Here is a 15,750-nt window from a genome sequence, read left to right as displayed (position 1 = left end):
CGGGCGTCGAGTCCGACGCGGCGCGCCACCGGGTCGACGTGCGAGAGGCCACGGCCCGACGTCCCTGCTCTGTCGGCGGGGAGGAGGCCAACACCGGCTCCCCGTACCGGAGTCGGGCTCGCGTCAGCGGCTCTCGTGGTGCCGGGCCAGCAGTTCGCCCGCGTGCCGGACGTGGTCGGCCATCGCCGTACGGGCGGCGTCCGGATCGTGGTCCGCCAGTGCGGTCAGGATCGCCTCGTGGTCGTGCGCGGAGGCCTCCGCCCAGCCGTCGACGCCGGAGAAGAACATCCGGGGCGCGTAACGCGACGCGGTCCGCAGGAACCACAGCAGGCGCGGGGAGCCCGCGGCCCGGTTGATCTCGCGGTGGAAGAAGTGGTTGAGCCGGGCCACCCGCGCGGCGTCACCCGCCCGGTGTGCCGCGACGAGCTCTTCCTGGAGCGCCACGAGCCCGTCCAGCGCCTCCGCGGTGAGGCGACGGCTGGCGAGCGCGGCGAGTTCACCCGAGACGAACGCGTGCACCCGGTAGATGTCCTCGATGTCCGAGCGGGACAGCGGCAGCACGACGAAGCCGCGGTTCGGCTCCAGTTCCACGAATCCCTCGCCGCGCAGCAGACCCATCGCCTCGCGTACCGGCGTGACGCTCAGCCCCAGCCGCTGGGCGAGCGGTTCGAGCCGCAGGAACTCACCCGGCGCGACCCCGCCCGAGACGATCAGATCGCGTACGTACGAGGCGACGTCGTCGGACCTCCGGCGCCCGTCCGTCACCGGCCGCACCCACTCTCTCCGCTGATCCTCTGCCGGGTTCTCCGCCGGTTTCCCCTGCTGGGACGGCGTTCACCCTACATCATGTACGATCTGGGGAAATCGTATATGAAAGGTCGGTGGCCATGGCGTCGAGCGTGCGGGGGCGCGGCCCGGTCGTGGGCAGGAGAGGCCGTTGACCGCCGCCGAATTCGAGAAGATCGCCGCCACCTGGCGACCGGAGCCCGCGCAGGTCAGCGGCGCGGTGGAGCGGGGGACCACCGACAAGCTCGCCGCGCTGTTGGACGTACCCGCCCCCGAGGACGGCGCCGAACTGCCGCCGCTCTGGCACGAGGTGCTGCTGCGCGACGCCGTCGGGATCGAGCGGATCGGCGCCGACGGCCACCCCGAGGGCGGGGCGCTGCTGCCGCCGCTGGCCGACCGGCGGCGGATGTTCGGCGGCGGCACGGTGGAGGTCGTCGCGCCGCTGCGGGTCGGCGACCGCGTCGACCGCATGAGCCGCGTCGCCGACGTCCGGGTGCGCGAGGGCCGCTCCGGCGTGCTGCTGCTGGTCACCGAGGACCACGTGTGGTCGGTCGCGGGCGAGGACCGGATCAGGGAGCGGCGCGACATCGTCTACCGCCGCGCGGCCGACATCGGACCGCCCACCGCCACCACCGGAGGCGCGGTGTCCCCGGTCACCCCGTCGGCCACCCATGTCCCCGACGAGCGCTACCTGTTCGCGTACAGCGCGCTCACCTACAACCTGCACCGCATCCACTACGACGCCCCGTACGTCCGCGAGGTCGAGCACCACCCCGGCCTCGTCGTCCACGGCCCGCTGCTCGCCCTCTGGTGCGCCGAACACGCTCGGTACCGCCTCGGCGCCGCGCCGACGCACCTCACCTACCGGCTGACCTCGACCGCCTACGTCGGCCAGGAGGTCACCGTCGGCTCGGCCGGGCGGGAGGACGGCGCCCTGTCCATCGAGGCATGGTCACAAGGGCGTTGCTGCGTACGGATGACCGCGCGGGACGCCGCACCCGCCGCCGACTGAACCGGCCGCGCCGTCGCCGCCGGGCACCATCGAAGGAGAGCGGATCAGCCATGGCACCTTCCGAGGACAACGAGAGCGCGGGCCCGTACGGCGGAGGCGACCGTACGGGTGTCGCGGACGCGCTGGGCCGCGCCCGGTCCTTCCTGTTCGTGCCGGGCGACCGGCCCGAACGGTTCGACCGGGCGCTCGCCGGCGGTGCGGACGCGGTCGTGGTCGACCTGGAGGACGCGGTGCCGCCCGACGCGAAGGAGGCCGCGCTGGCCAACGCGACGGCGCTGCTGGGCCGGGCGCCCGGCGTGGTGATCCGCGTCAACGACCCCCGCACGCACCGTGGTTCGGCGGATCTGGCGGCGCTCGGCGCGGCGGGCGCGCCCGTCGCGGTCGTCGTTCCCAAAGCCGAGGACGCGGCCACGGTCGCGGCGGTCCTGGCCGCCCTGCCGCCCGGCTCCGCCGTGCTGCCGCTGATCGAGACGGCGGTCGGCGTCCTCGACGCCCGGCTGATCGCGGCGGCGCCCGGCGTCGTCCGGCTGGTCTTCGGACACCTGGACCTCTGCGCCCAGTTGGGGCTGCGGCCCGACGACACCGCGCGGCTCGTCCCCGCCAGATTCGCCCTGGTCGCCGCCTCGGCCGCCGCGGGACTGCCCGGTCCCATGGACGGCGTCTGCACCGAAGTCCGCGACCGGGAAACGGTGTTGGCGCAAGCCCGTGTGTCCCTCGACAGCGGCTTCACCGGCAAGTTGTGCATTCACCCCGCCCAAGTGCCCGCCGTCCACGAGGCCCTCGCCCCCGACCCGGACGAACTGGCCTGGGCCCTGCGGGTCCTCGAACTCACCACGGAGGACGAGGTGAAGCTCGTGGACGGCCACATGGTCGACCGCCCCGTCCACCTGCGCGCCCGCTCGATCGCCGCCCGCGCCGATCGGTGACGTGTCGGCGTGGCGGCGGTCCACGGTGGTCGGCGGCGGAAGCGGAGGTCGGCACCGGGACACTGGCCACGCCCAGGCGGTCCGTGGCCGTACCGCGTGGAGTCACCCGGCGGCGCGCCACCGGGGCGGGCGGCGTTCCATGAACGCGCGGATGCCCTCCTGCGCCTCCTCGCTGGCGAACAGCCGCGCCGACAGGGCGGTGAGGCCGCTCGCGTCCGCGGCGATCCGCCGCCGCCGGTCCGCCGTCAGCAGCTTCTTCGTCTCGGCGGAACCCTGCGGTGAGGTCTCGCGGACGGCGGCGGTGAAGCGGGCGACGGCGGCGTCGATCCCGTCGGCCGGGGCCGCCGACGTGATCAGGCCGATCTGCGCGGCGCGCGCCGCGTCGAAGGTCTCGCCGGTCAGGTAGTAGTGCGCGCCCGCGCGCGGTTCCATGACGTCCAGCGTGCACAGCGAGATGATCGCGGGCGTGACGCCGATCCGCGCCTCGGTGAAGGCGAAGGACGCGCTCTCGTCGGCCACCGCGATGTCGCACGCGCCGACGATGCCCATCCCACCGGCCCGTACATGCCCGGTGACCCGCGCGATGACCGGCTTGGGCAGCTCCACGATCAGGCCGAGCAGCGAGACGATCGCCTGCGTCGCCGCCGTCATCGAGCCGCCGCCCGCCTCCGACAGGTCGGCGCCCGCGCAGAACGTACGCCCGGTGTGGGTCAGGACGACCGCGCGCACATCGGCGTCGGCGCCCGAGGACTCCAGAGCCTCGGTCAGCTCCGCGACCAGTCGGGAGGAGAGCGCGTTGCGGTTGTGCGGCGAGTCGAGAGTGATCGTCGCGACCTGGTCGCGTACGACGTGACGGACGAGCTGCGTCATGGAGGACACCTCGGGTTGGCGGCGGTCGACGGTCCCTGCGGTCGGGACGATGCTAGGGCGTGTCCGGTGGAACTACCGGTCGCGGTGCCGGGGAGGCTCGGGGCGGGCCCCGCCCGGCGGCCCGGCCGCGGAGCCGGGGAGGGGCAGGGGGAGGTCCGTGATCTGGCGCAGGGCGTCGAGGACGACGTGGACGGCCGCGCGGGGCGGGGAGCCGCGGCGGATCGCGGCGGTGATGGTACGGGAGACGGGGGTCGCGAGCTCGCGGGTGGCGACGCGGTAGCGGCTGTGGGCCACGGTCAGGCCGGGGAGAAGGGTGATGGAGAGCCCGGCCTCGACGTGCTGGAGGGTCATCATGTAATTGCTGAAGCGGCAGACCACGCGCGGTTCGAACTGGGCCTGGCGGCACAGCCGCAGGGCCAGCCCGGCCATGTACGACTGCGGCATGTCCAAGGACCACGGCTCGTCCGCGTACGCCGCGAGGTCCGCGGCGCCGCGTCCCGCCGCGGGGTGCTCCGGCGGTACGACCAGCAGGATCGGGTCCCTGGCCAGCGGGACGAGGTCGAGGTCGGGGCCCAGGGGCAGCTCGTCGAAGTCGGTGGTCGTGATGATGACGTCCGCGTCGCCGCCGCGCAGCGCGGGCATGCTCTCGTGCGGCTCCAGTTGCAGCAACTCGATGTCGAGGCGCGGGTGTTCACGGGCCAGTCGGGTCACGACCGGCACGGCCATGGTGTGGATCGCGCTCTGGAACGCGCCCAGGCGTACGAGTCCGGCGGGCTCCTCGCCGAAGCCGTGCAGCTCCGCCTCGACGCTGTCCATGTGGTCGAGGACGGCGCGCGCCCGCCGGGCGAGGATCAGCCCGGCCGAGGTCAGCCGCACCCGGCGTCCGGTGCGTTCCAGAAGCTGCGTACGGGTCTCGGTCTCCAGCACGGCGAGCTGCTGCGACACGCTCGACGGGCTCAGGCTGGCGGCCTGGGCCACGGCCCGGATGGTGCCGAGCGTGTCGAGCTGGGTGAGCAGCCGCAGCCGCCAGGGATTCATCACGGGGCCATTCTTGTGCGGATCTACCGAACAGGACAGCCGGAAATGTGCGATGGACGTGTCGCTCGCGGGCCGCCTACCGTCGAGGCCATGGCTGCTTCCCGCACTGGCACCCCCACGTCCACTACCGGCACCTCAACCGGCACCTCAACCGGCACCTCAACCGGCACCTCCACGGGCGCTTCCACCGGTACGACCGCGGGCACGACCCCCGGCGTGATCACCGGCCCCGCGACCGTCCCGTCCGCCCCGCCGTCCGCCGAGAGCTTCTGGGCCGACGCCGAACGGCATCTCGTGCGCTACGGACCCGAGTTCACCCCCGAGATCATCGAACGCGCCGCCGGAAGCTTCGTGTACACCGCCGACGGCCGGAAGATCCTGGACTTCACCTCCGGCCAGATGAGCGCGATCCTCGGGCACTCGCACCCGGCGATCGTCGCGACCGTCCGGCGGCAGATCGCGGACCTCGACCACCTCTACAGCGGCATGCTCAGCCGGCCGGTCGTCGACCTCGCCCGGCGGCTGTCCGACACGCTGCCCGCGCCCCTGGACAAGGTGCTGCTGCTGACGACCGGCGCCGAGTCCAACGAGGCCGCGATCCGGATGGCGAAACTCGTCACCGGCAAGCACGAGATCGTCTCCTTCGCCCGCTCCTGGCACGGCATGACGCAGGCGGCGGCGTCCGCCACGTACAGCGCGGGCCGCAAGGGGTACGGGCCGGCCGCGCCCGGCAACTTCGCCATCCCCGTACCGAACGCGTACCGGCCCGACTTCACCACGCCCGACGGCGCGCTCGACTGGCGCCGCCAACTCGACTTCGCCTTCGACCTGATCGACGCGCAGTCCACCGGCAGCCTGGCCGCGTGCCTGGTCGAGCCGATCCTCAGCTCGGGCGGTGTCATCGAGCCGCCGCCCGGCTACTTCGCGGCCCTGCGCGACAAGTGCCGTGAGCGCGGGATGCTGTTGATCCTGGACGAGGCCCAGACCGGTCTGTGCCGCACCGGGACCTGGTACGCGTTCGAGCGCGACGGCATCGTCCCCGACATCCTCACCCTGTCCAAGACGCTCGGGGCGGGACTGCCGTTGGCGGCTGTCGTGACCAGCGCCGCGATCGAACAGGAGGCGTACGACCGCGGGTTCCTGTTCTTCACCACGCACGCCGCCGACCCGCTCGTGGCGGCCGTCGGCAACACCGTCCTCGACGTCCTGATCGCCGACAGGCTCGACGAACGCGCCCGCGCGCTCGGCGCGTTCCTCCGTGAGGGCCTGGCGGAGATCGCCGAACACCACACCGTGGTCGGCGACATCAGGGGCCGCGGCCTGCTGACCGGACTCGAACTCGTCGTCGACCGCGACACGAAGCAGAGCTCCGACGAGCTGGGCGCACGCGTCACCCGCCGCTGCCTCGAACTCGGCCTGCACATGAACATCGTCCAACTCCCCGGAATGGGCGGGGTCTTCCGCATCGCCCCGCCCCTGACCGCCACCGAGGACGAACTCTCCCTAGGCCTGGCCGTCCTCGACCAGGCGATCGGCGACGCGTCCGCCACGCTCTGAGCCGCCCTCACGGCCTGGGCCGCCGCCATGCTCTGGACCACGCCCCCGCTCCGAACGACCGCCGCGCGAGCGGCTCGTGTGGCGGTCTAGCGCGGGGAAGCGCTCCCCTTCGGCGGAGTCGAGGCGTAGGGGAGCAGCGCCATCTCGCGGGCGTTCTTGACGGCCTTGGTGATCTGGCGCTGCTGCCGCGCGCTGATCCGGGTGACGCGGCGGCTGCGGATCTTGCCCCGGTCGGAGATGAACCTGCGCAGCAGATCGGTGTCCTTGTAGTCGATGTACTCGATCTTCGCCGCGTCCAGCGGGTTGGGCCGGGGCGTAGGGGCCTTGCGGGGCTCGGGTCGGCGGGGCATGGGCGGCACTTCCTCGGTCGGTTCGGGTCCCGGCCGCTCCGGCCGGGGGAAAGGGCGGATCAGGACAGCGGGGAGAGCAGTTCGTCGAAGGCGGCCGGGAGGGTCCGCCATCCGGCGCGGCCCGCCGCGTACTCGGCGTCCGTCAACAGGCAGGAGTCCAGGAGGTCTTCGAGTCCCGACCGGTCGAGGCCGGGGGAGGTGAAGACCAGATGCTGGCAGCGGTCGCCGTGCTCCGGGTCCCAGTCGAGGGACGCGGCGGCCGTACGGACCGGGGACTCCAGCTCCCAGGCCGCGTCCGGCAGCGACGCCAGCCACGGGCCGACGCTCTCCATGCACAGGGCGCCACCGGCCGCGTCCCACGCCAGGAGCGTGTCGGGCCGATCCGCGAGCCAGAAGCGGCCACGGCTGCGGGCGGCGGCGCAGGCCAGATCCTCCAGTGCCGTGTACAGCCGGCCGGGGTGGAAGGGGCGGCGCCTGCGCCAGACCAGGGTGCCGACCCCGGCCTCCTCCGCGTCCTGCGGCAGCCGTGAGCAGGCGGGGTGCTGCGCGGCGGCGGCGCCTGCGACGTCGAAACCGGCGAAGGCCATCCTGGCCAGCTCGGTGGTGCCCGCCGCCACCTGCCGCGCTGTCGGGTGGAGTTGACGCAGCAGGGCGCGCTCCTCGTCGGTCGGCTCCTCGTCCTGGACGACCACCAGCACCGGCGAGTACTCCAACTGGCGGGCCCAGGTGTCGCCGACCGTGCGCCGGTCCTGCGGCGCCACCGCGAGGCCCGCGTCGCCGAGGTCGTCGCCGTTGGCCAGGCAGGGCAGGACGAGAGCGGGGTCGACCGCCGTCATGACACCGGCCAACTCCAGGAAGCCGGAGCCCAGTTCGGCGATGATCTCGGCCATCCCCTGCGGCTCGACGGAGTCCCACAGCTCCACCACCGCGAGCCGCGTCAGACCGCTCGCGGCCAGCCGCTCCAGCTCCGGCACCAGGTCCTCGCGCAGAGCGCAGCACGCGCAGTCGTTGACCAGCGGTGTCTCGCCCTCGGACACGAGGCCGTCCGCGTCGCGCACCGTACGGCGCACGACACCGCGTTCCGCGGCCCGCGACAGGTCGTGGTGCAGGGCGACGCTGTCGGGGACCATCGACAGCAACTGCCCGACGACTGTGCGGCGCGCGTCGCCGTGCATACCGGCCACCACGACGACCGGCAGCCGGTCGTACCCCCGCGTCATCGCGGACCCCGCCGCGCGTACCGGCGCTCGAAGCGCTCGACGCGGCCCGCGGTGTCCAGGACGCGGGCGGTGCCGGTGTAGAAGGGGTGGCTCCGCGAGGAGATCTCCACGTCGATGACGGGGTAGGTCCTGCCGTCCTCCCACACCACCGTCGTGTCGCTGGTGGCGGTCGAGCGAGTGAGGAAGGCGAAGTCGGCGGCCTTGTCGCGGAAGACGACCGGGCCGTACGGGGGATGGATGTCGGGCTTCATGGAGGTGTCCTCGTCGTGAGTCGTCGGCTGCGGGGTCCGGTTTCTCCGGCCGCGGTGTCGGGTCAGCGCGCGGGGTCGAGCAGGCCGCGCTCGTAGGCCCTGACGAGCCGTCGGGGGACCGCGTACGCGACGCCGTCGATGGTGACGGTGACCAACCGCGGTGCGGCGGCCTTCCATTGGGCGCGGCGGTGCCGGGTGTTGCCGCGAGACATCTTGCGTTTGGGAACGGCCATGACGGTCCTCCGTGAGGTGGGCGGACGGGCGAGCCACCACACTATATGGAGATGGATATCGTTTTCAATTAGAGGTGCGTGGACGGGCGCGATCCCGGACACGCCGGTGCGCCGGGACCCTGTCAGCGGGTCCCGGCGCACCGGTCGAGCGGGTCGGACGTGGCCAGGCGCGGTCAGGCCGGTTCGGCGTAGCGGCGGCGGGCGAAGTGCCTGACGGCGGGCTCGACCTCGCCGGGCTCGCGCAGGCGGCGCACCGCCAGCAGGGCGTACGTCTCATGGCCCGTCGACCACGTGGGTGCGCGGCAGGGCGAACCTCTCCCCGGGGACCGGTCAGACCAGCAGCCACAGGTGCCTTTCCGAGGTGTACGGGCGCGGGCCGACGGTGACCGCGGCGATCTGGTCCCAGCGGAAGACGAGGTCGGTGGCGCCGAAGTCCCGCATCGCGATGCCCTCGGGGCCGATCCGCAGGCGCAGCGGACGCAGCCACCGCAAGAAGAGCCAACCGCTGCCGTACAGACCGCCGAGCCCGGTCAACGGCCCGAGGGCGACGGCCTGTTGGCCGCCCCCGACGGGTCCGCCGGTCCGTAGCGCAGCCCGACCCCTTCGATCTCACCCCAGCCCAGCCGGTGCTCATCGAGGGTGATCCCGTACTCGTCCACCCGCAGCCGGAACGGCAGGCTCGCCCTCCGCAGCGACCGCGCACCCGCGAGGACGGACAACACGGCCAGGAGCAGGGCGATATAAGCCGTCTGCCGGGAATCGCCGCGCGCGAGCGCCGCCCATGCGGCGGCGCCGACCGCCGCCAGTGCCCCCCACCCCACCCAGCGTCTGCCGCTCTGGCGAAGCCGCCCGCTCCTGGTGAACTCCACCGTGCCGCCCCCCTGTTGCCGTCCCTCGGCCGCGTCCGTCGCGACGCGTCAGGGGAGACGACGGGACCGCGCGCGGCAGTTCCTGTCCGCGCGGGAACGGTGGGGGAGTGACAGGGAAGCGGCCGGGGGCACCGCCGTGGTCGGCGGTGCCCCTGCGGCGTACGGCGTCCGGTGTGCGGCGTGCTACGAGGGTCAGGCGCCGGTGGCCTTGGCGTAACGGGCGCTGACGTCGGTCCAGTTGACGAGGTCCCAGAGCTTGGTGACGTAGTCGGGGCGGACGTTCTTGTACTGGAGGTAGTAGGCGTGCTCCCAGGCGTCGAAGACCAGCAGCGGGGTGGCGCCGTGGCCGACGTTGCCGTGGTGGTCGTAGACCTGTTCCACGATCAGCCGCTTGCCGAGCGGCTCCCAGGCCAGGACGCCCCAGCCGGAGCCCTGGACGGACGCGGTTGCGGCGGTGAGGTGCTTCTTGAACGCCTCGAATCCGCCGAGGTGCTCCTCGATGGCGGTGGCCAGCGCGCCGTCGGGGCGGTCGCCGCCGTCGGGGGACAGATTCTCCCAGAAGATCGAGTGCAGGACGTGGCCGGAGAGGTTGAAGGCGAAGGTCTTCTCCAGGCCCACGAGCCGGGCCGGGGCGAGCTGTTCCTTCTCGCGGGCCTCGGCGATCTGCTCCAGCGTGTCGTTGGCGCCCTTGACGTAGGCGGCGTGGTGCTTGGCGTGGTGCAGCTCCAGGATTTCGCCGGTGATGGCCGGTTCCAGAGCGGAGTAGTCGTACGGCATGTCAGGAAGCGCGTAGGTGCCCATCAGGCACGGCCCCTTTCGACAGAGTGAGAATACGTGCCGCGACCCACCCTATGACCTTATTGCGAGAGAGTTGCAATAGCGCCACAGGTGCAGCAGCATGGTGTCGGGCGGGGTCGGCCCGACAGCATCCCGGGAGAGTCGCTTCCTCGACGCTGATCGTCTTTCCAACCGGCAACCCGCCGGCCCGCCGGTCCCGCCCGCCGACGTACTGCTGTGCCCGCCGCCCGCGCTCCGATGCCGCCGACCTGGGCGGGCAGGGGGGCCGAGAACGCCGGAGCCCCCTTCGGCGCGGATCTCCGCGTCGAAGGGGGCTCGGCCACGCGTGCCGGAAGCCGGCCGCCTACTGCTTCTTGCGCCGCCCCGCCGCCTTGGGTTCGTCCAGACAGAGCCGCTCCGCGGTCCTGCTCAGGTGCTCGCGCATGATCCGCTGCCCGGTCTCCACGTCGTCCGCCCGGATGGCCGCGATGATCGCCCGGTGCTCCTCCATGCCGCGCTTCCCCCTCTCGGGCGCCGTCCGCTGCGCGGTCGCCGGCGATATCAACTGCGGCCCGTGGAAGGAGTGGATCAGCATCTCGAACGCGGTGTTGTGCGTGCTCGCCGCCAGCCGCGTATGGAATTCGGCGGACAGCGACACGTCGTAGTCGCCGCCCTCGACCGCCTCCTCCTGCCGGTCGCAGATCGCCTGGAGCGCGGCGATGTCCTCGTCGTCCGCGGTCGCGCACAGCAGCGGCATGATGCCGACCTCCAGGACCAGCCGGACCTGAGTCACATCGGCCGCCGACACCGAGGAGAGCGTGAGCAGATCGGTGATGCTCGCCCCGATCCGGTCGCTGGTCGGCGTGGTGACGAACGCCCCGCCGTGCGCGCCCACCCGGATCTCGACCAGTCCGCCCGCCTCGAGCACCCGCAGCGCCTCGCGCACCGTCACCCGGCTGACCCCGAACCGCTCGCACATCTCGCGTTCCGGAGGGAGCCGGTCGCCCGGCGTCAACTTGCCCTCATGGATGAGCGAGCGCACCTGGTCGACGATCAGCGCGGAGATCCGTCGGTCGTTCACGGGGCTGAGGAGCCGGCCGGACTGACCGTCCTCGGTCCTCGCTGTCGGACGGCGAGCGGCCATAAGGGTTCCTTCCCTAGACGCGGACGACCCCATAGTAGCTGATTAAGGTATGACCAATAGGCCCTGGTCGGGGCCCGGCTCGTGCTCCCCCGTGAGGTCGGCCTCCGGGCCCTATCGACTCCGTGTGCCCCGGTATTGAGCCTTTCCCGCCTCCCGGCGCGCGGATGTTCTCCCGGTGTGTTCGATCGCGCCGCCCGGCCCCCTCCCCAGCCTCCTGGCGATAGCGGGCGCCCTGCCGCCGCCCTGGGCGCTGACGGCCTGCGCGGGCGAGCGGCCCGGTCACAGCCCGAGATGGACCCGCCGCACCCGGCGGGTCAGCGCGGGGGAGGGAAGGACTGGGTGGCGCCCGGTCGCGCGGGCATGGGCTGGGTGGAGGCCGCGGTCTGGGCGGCGAGGTGGGCGGCCGTCGTGGCGGGGGCGAATTCCGGGCTGGTCGGGGCGGGTTTGCGGTCCTGGAGGCGGAGGGCGCCGGTGAGGTCGCCGAAGGTGCGGCGGCGCCACTTGCTGATCGGGGTGAAGGTCACCGGACCGTGGCCGGACAGGCCGCCCGCCGCGGTGATGGTCTCGATGAACCGGAGCGCCGAGGTGTGGTCGGAGACCTCGGAGAAGATCCGGCCGCCCACGGTCCAGGGGGAGACGATGACGCACGGCACGCGGAAGCCCGCGCCGACCGGCAGCCCCCCGCCCGGAGTGCCCTTCGGCGACGTCAGGTGGACGAACTCCTCCGGGTACGTACGGGGATTGGGGACGGGCGGCGGGACGTGGTCGAAGAAGCCGTCGTTCTCGTCGTAGTTCAGGACGAAGACGGTCGAGTTCCACAGCTCCTCGTTGGAGGCCAGTGCCTCCAGCTTGGACGCCAGGTACTGCGCGCCGGCCGCCGGGAGATTCGGCGGGTGCTCGTCGGCCTCGCTCGGCATGTAGAGCCAGGACACGTCCGCGAGGACGCCGTTGGCGCAGTCCTCCTCGAAACCGAGCGCCGGGTCGGACGCCGGGGACGGGTGGGTGGGATCGCCGACCCGTCCCGGTGTGCCGTCGCCGTAGAGCGTGCCGCCGGTCATGACGGCGTTGCGGAGGGCGACGGGAAGGGTCGCCTTGTTCTTGAAGCTGGCGAACCAGGCGAAGACGTTGAACCCGCTGGTCGCGCCGGAGAAGTACGTCTTGACGCTGTACCCCGCGTCGTAGAGGATCTCCGCCGCCGACGGGTGGGTCATCGGGTTCGGCGTGACCGTCTCCAGCACGGGGCCGCCGAATTTGCCCTCCGGGTCGTTGGTGCCGGACATCCACACCAGCCGGTTCGGGTCGGTCGGGCCCAGAACGGAGCAGTGGTAGTTGTCCAGCAGCGTGAAGGACTCGGCGAGCGCCCAGTGGAACGGGATGTCCTCGCGGGTGAAGTAGCCCATCGTGTACGCGCCGTTGACCTCGCCGTCCGAGGCGATGTGCGCGGACAGCCAGCCGTCCATCGCGCCCTGGTTCCACGAGGCGTGCTGGTCGCGCCAGTCGTGGGAGAGCGACGGGATCGCGGCGGCGCCGGTGCTGAGCGTGGACATGTGGAACGGTTCGAGATACCCGTCGGGGTTGGCCGGATCGGGCTGCCGGAAGACCGAGTCGCCGTTGGGCAGCTTGATCGCCGTCTTGTCGTTGAAGCCGCGGGCACCGGGAAAGGCGCCGAAGTAGTGGTCGAACGACCGGTTCTCCATCATCACGTACACGACGTGCTTGATCTGGGACAGGTCCCCCTCGGCCGGCCCCGCGGTCGCCGCCCGCGCGAGGTTCTCGGGCAGCACGCCCGCCACCCCGGCGGCACCCGCCAGCGCGGCGGCGCTGGCGACGAAACGGCGCCGGGAGATCCCCGAGCGGCCTGAAGCGGTGTTGCTCATCGTCTGTCTTCTCTCCGTCTCGTGGGACCCGGTCAGGACTTCTGCGGGGCGGGACCGCGCGGGGCGGCGCCGTGACCGCGCGGAGCCGTCGGCCCCGCCGCGTCACCGGACCGGGCGACACCGAGCACCTGGGCGACCGCGTTGTTGCGTGTGTCGGCGAGGTACAGCAGGTCCGAGGACCGGTCGACCGGAGGTCGCCGCGCCGCCGTCGCCGGAGAACGCGCCGAGGCCGTCGTCCGCCTTGTCGGCAGTATGGTCGCCCGCCACGGTCGTGATGGTCCCGGTCCGCGCGTCGACCCGGCGGATCACGTTGTTGGCCGAGTCCGCGATGTAGTCGCGGAAGGCGCCGTCGCGGTCGTCGGCGCGGCGGCGTGCGGCGGCTCGGGGTGGGGCACGCGTGCACCGCGAGCGGGTCTCCTGTCGTTCTTCCAGCGTTCAACTCGTAGTCCATGACGGCGCATTGTGCTGTCCCTAGGGTCCCTGAGGGCTGTGAAAGAAGGGACTCATGGACACTCTCCTTGCTGTCCGGGCTCGTGGGATCACCAAGTGCTTCGGTGACGTCGTCGCCCTCGACGGCGTGGATCTGGATGTCGCGCAGGGGCGGATCCACGGCCTGGTCGGACCGAACGGCGCAGGCAAGACCACGTTGTTGGGCCTGCTCCTGGGCCTGGCCGTCGCCGACGCCGGGCACCTCGACATCCTGGGCACGCCGATCGGCCGGCTGCTCGCCGCTCCCGAGGGGGTGGCCGGATTCGTGGACGGGCCGGGGCTGTACCCCTCGCTCACCGCCCGGCAGAATCTGGCCGCGCTGGCCGCCCTGCGCGGACGCGACGCGCGGACGGCGGGGATCGACGACGTACTCGACCAGGTCGGCCTCACCGACGTCGCCGACGACAGGGCGCGCGGGTTCTCCCTCGGCATGCGGCAGCGCCTCGGACTCGCCGCGGCCCTGCTCACCACACCCCGGCTGCTCGTCCTCGACGAACCGTCCAACGGCCTCGACCCGGCGGGGAAGAAGCACGTCCACGGTGTCCTCACCCGGCTCGCCGCCGAGGGCGCCGCGGTCGTGCTCTCCAGCCACCGCATGGACGACCTCGAAGCGCTGTGCTCCGACGTCACCATCCTCGCCACCGGAAGGACCGTCTTCTCCGGCCCGCTGGGCAAGCTGGCCGCCGAGAGCCGCGAACTCGACTACCGGCTGCTGACCTCGGACCAGCGGGCCGCCAGCCGGCTGGCCCATGACACGGCCGGTGTGCGTGTCGTGGACGAGGCCGCGACATGGCGCGGCGCCGACGTCCTCGTCGTCCGCGCGCCGACGCCGGCCCTGGACGACCTGGTGGCGCGGATCGTCCGTGACGGCGTCGCCGTACGAGAGGTGGGCCCGGTGCAATCGCCCCTCGAAGCCGCGTTCCTCGCCCTCACCGAGCAGGAGGCGGCCCGATGACCGCGACCGTGTCCGCGACCGACCGCCCGGCTGACGGCCATGACGCCCATGACGGCCATGACGACGAGGCCGGAGTCCGCCGCGTCTCGGTGGCCCGCGCCTACCGCTTCGAACTGGTCAAGCTGGTGTCGCAGTGGCGCATCCGCCTGCTGGTGCTCGCCTGCTGGATCGCGCCCGCGCTCTTCGTCGCCGCGGTGAGCCAGCAGAGCACGCTCCCCTCCGACACCCTCTTCGGCCGCTGGATGCATGCCACCGGGTGGGCCGGATCGCTGGTGGTGCTCGGCTTCTCCGGCACCTGGGCGCTCCCGCTGCTGACCTCGCTGGTCGCCGGGGACGTCTTCGCCTCCGAGGACCGGCTCGGCACCTGGCGGCACCTGCTGGTGGCGGTCAGGTCGCCCGGGCGGATCTTCGCCGCGAAGGCACTGGCCAGCGTCACGGTCATCCTGCTGCTCGTGGCCGGGCTGGCCGCCTCCGGCGTGGTCGGCGGGCTGCTGTCGGTCGGCAACCACCCGCTGGTCGGCCTCGACGGCCACCTGCTGGCGCCTTCCGACGCCGCGCGTGACGTCCTCCTCGCCTGGGCCTGTGTCGTCGCGCCGACCCTCGCCCTGGCCGCGATCGGACTCCTCGGGTCGATCGCGCTGGGACGGTCCCCGATGGGTCTGCTCCTGCCCGCGCTCGTCGCGCTCGCGATGCAGCTCGCCCAGATGCTGCCGCTGCCCGTAGCTCTGCGCCTGGCCCTGCCCGGCTACGCCTTCCTCTCGTGGAACGGTCTGTTCACCAGTCCGGGACAGCTCGAACCGCTGCTGATCGGCATCGCGGTGAGCGTGGTGTGGGCCGTGGTCGCGACGGGACTCGCGTGTCTGCTCTTCCTGCGCCGCGATTTCACCGACCTCACCTCCGACGGCTCGGGGCGCCGTGCCGTCACCGCCGGACTCCTGCCGCTGACCGGCCTGTTGGCCGCGACCTTCGCGGTCATCGCAGTGGCGACCCCGTCGACGGGCTCCGGAATCGACCAGGACAAGATCCAGCGGTCGGTGGCCACCGCGTTCGCCCACCTCTACCGCGTCCAGGCCGGCGACCTGAACCGCCCCGACGTGACGGAGGAGCACCTGCGCGTCACCGCGGCGTGCAACAGGGGCGGGGGCCAGGTCGCCGCCGAGGGTCCGGGCAACGACTGGCGCTGCGTCGTCACCTGGCATCTCCCCGACGTCACGGCCGCGGGGACGGCTGTCTACCAGCTCGACGTCACCGCGGACGGGCGGTTCGTGGCCGACGGCGACGGGCCGAAGGAAGTCAACGGCTACTTCCTCGTGCGCACCCCCGTCGGGGACGCGCCGAACCCGCTCTGGCAGTTCGACGGCAACGTCGAACTGCTCCACTCCTCGAAGGGATGACT

The 15,750-nt window shown here is 72.6% G+C and carries 17 protein-coding genes; 5 read left to right on the top strand and 12 right to left on the bottom strand.

Going from position 1 to position 15,750, the window contains the following annotated elements:
- Positions 1-123: 123 nt before the first annotated feature.
- Positions 124-765: a GntR family transcriptional regulator gene (locus ACIP4Z_RS13800; RefSeq protein WP_401307510.1), complete on the bottom strand. Its 642-nt coding sequence runs from the start codon at positions 763-765 to the stop codon at positions 124-126.
- A gap of 172 nt (positions 766-937) precedes the next feature.
- On the opposite strand from ACIP4Z_RS13800, the gene ACIP4Z_RS13795 reads away from it, so the two are divergent.
- A complete protein-coding gene (locus ACIP4Z_RS13795) occupies positions 938-1,798 on the top strand; it encodes a MaoC family dehydratase N-terminal domain-containing protein (protein ID WP_401307507.1) in 861 nt (286 codons plus the stop codon).
- A gap of 50 nt (positions 1,799-1,848) precedes the next feature.
- Complete coding sequence (locus ACIP4Z_RS13790) at positions 1,849-2,724, top strand: HpcH/HpaI aldolase/citrate lyase family protein (RefSeq protein WP_401307504.1); 876 nt, start codon at positions 1,849-1,851, stop codon at positions 2,722-2,724.
- 102 nt (positions 2,725-2,826) lie between these two features.
- On the opposite strand, the gene ACIP4Z_RS13785 is transcribed toward ACIP4Z_RS13790, so the two are convergent.
- Both ACIP4Z_RS13785 and ACIP4Z_RS13780 read right to left on the bottom strand, forming a co-directional pair.
- Positions 2,827-3,594, bottom strand: a complete 768-nt coding sequence (locus ACIP4Z_RS13785; RefSeq protein WP_401307501.1) for an enoyl-CoA hydratase family protein — start codon at positions 3,592-3,594, stop codon at positions 2,827-2,829.
- 72 nt (positions 3,595-3,666) lie between these two features.
- Positions 3,667-4,632: a LysR substrate-binding domain-containing protein gene (locus ACIP4Z_RS13780; RefSeq protein ID WP_401308147.1), complete on the bottom strand. Its 966-nt coding sequence runs from the start codon at positions 4,630-4,632 to the stop codon at positions 3,667-3,669.
- 90 nt (positions 4,633-4,722) lie between these two features.
- Between ACIP4Z_RS13780 and ACIP4Z_RS13775 the strand changes: the two genes are divergently transcribed.
- Positions 4,723-6,189: an aspartate aminotransferase family protein gene (locus ACIP4Z_RS13775; RefSeq protein ID WP_401307498.1), complete on the top strand. Its 1,467-nt coding sequence runs from the start codon at positions 4,723-4,725 to the stop codon at positions 6,187-6,189.
- An 86-nt stretch (positions 6,190-6,275) separates the two neighbouring features.
- On the opposite strand, the gene rpsR is transcribed toward ACIP4Z_RS13775, so the two are convergent.
- From rpsR to ACIP4Z_RS13730, 9 genes are all read right to left on the bottom strand, one after another.
- A complete protein-coding gene (gene rpsR / locus ACIP4Z_RS13770; protein WP_391047842.1) occupies positions 6,276-6,539 on the bottom strand; it encodes a 30S ribosomal protein S18 in 264 nt (87 codons plus the stop codon).
- A 59-nt stretch (positions 6,540-6,598) separates the two neighbouring features.
- Positions 6,599-7,759 carry a CobW family GTP-binding protein gene (locus tag ACIP4Z_RS13765; protein ID WP_401307495.1) on the bottom strand — a complete coding sequence of 387 codons (1,161 nt, stop codon included), beginning with the start codon at positions 7,757-7,759 and terminating at the stop codon, positions 6,599-6,601.
- On the bottom strand, positions 7,756-8,010 hold the full coding sequence (locus tag ACIP4Z_RS13760) for a type B 50S ribosomal protein L31 (RefSeq protein ID WP_355335009.1): 255 nt from the start codon (positions 8,008-8,010) through the stop codon (positions 7,756-7,758). Before ACIP4Z_RS13760 ends, ACIP4Z_RS13765 begins: the two co-directional genes overlap by 4 nt.
- A 62-nt stretch (positions 8,011-8,072) precedes the next feature.
- Complete coding sequence (gene rpmF / locus ACIP4Z_RS13755; RefSeq protein WP_355335007.1) at positions 8,073-8,243, bottom strand: 50S ribosomal protein L32; 171 nt, start codon at positions 8,241-8,243, stop codon at positions 8,073-8,075.
- Positions 8,244-8,573: 330 nt separating this feature from the next.
- Entirely contained in the window at positions 8,574-8,777 is a 204-nt protein-coding gene (locus ACIP4Z_RS13750) for a hypothetical protein (protein WP_401307491.1), read from the bottom strand.
- Positions 8,774-9,064, bottom strand: coding sequence for a hypothetical protein (locus ACIP4Z_RS13745; protein WP_401307488.1), 291 nt, complete (start codon positions 9,062-9,064; stop codon positions 8,774-8,776). The genes ACIP4Z_RS13750 and ACIP4Z_RS13745 overlap by 4 nt, the downstream gene beginning before the upstream one ends.
- A 240-nt stretch (positions 9,065-9,304) precedes the next feature.
- Positions 9,305-9,913: a Fe-Mn family superoxide dismutase gene (locus ACIP4Z_RS13740; protein ID WP_391047834.1), complete on the bottom strand. Its 609-nt coding sequence runs from the start codon at positions 9,911-9,913 to the stop codon at positions 9,305-9,307.
- Between the two features lie 340 nt (positions 9,914-10,253).
- Positions 10,254-10,970, bottom strand: a complete 717-nt coding sequence (locus ACIP4Z_RS13735) for a FadR/GntR family transcriptional regulator (protein ID WP_401307485.1) — start codon at positions 10,968-10,970, stop codon at positions 10,254-10,256.
- A gap of 377 nt (positions 10,971-11,347) precedes the next feature.
- Positions 11,348-12,910 (bottom strand): phospholipase C, encoded by a 1,563-nt coding sequence (locus ACIP4Z_RS13730; RefSeq protein WP_401307482.1) that lies wholly within the window; start codon positions 12,908-12,910, stop codon positions 11,348-11,350.
- A 505-nt stretch (positions 12,911-13,415) separates the two neighbouring features.
- On the opposite strand from ACIP4Z_RS13730, the gene ACIP4Z_RS13725 reads away from it, so the two are divergent.
- Together ACIP4Z_RS13725 and ACIP4Z_RS13720 are read left to right on the top strand one after the other, a co-directional pair.
- Positions 13,416-14,354: an ABC transporter ATP-binding protein gene (locus ACIP4Z_RS13725; protein WP_401307479.1), complete on the top strand. Its 939-nt coding sequence runs from the start codon at positions 13,416-13,418 to the stop codon at positions 14,352-14,354.
- Positions 14,351-15,748, top strand: coding sequence for an ABC transporter permease (locus tag ACIP4Z_RS13720; RefSeq protein WP_401307476.1), 1,398 nt, complete (start codon positions 14,351-14,353; stop codon positions 15,746-15,748). Before ACIP4Z_RS13725 ends, ACIP4Z_RS13720 begins: the two co-directional genes overlap by 4 nt.
- Positions 15,749-15,750 lie beyond the last annotated feature (2 nt).

The organism is Streptomyces sp. NPDC088910 (genome assembly GCF_044749865.1).
Classification (GTDB): Bacteria; Actinomycetota; Actinomycetes; order Streptomycetales; family Streptomycetaceae; genus Actinacidiphila.
The sequence above is the reverse complement of the archived record's forward strand: the minus strand, read 5'-3'. Positions and strand labels throughout refer to the sequence as shown.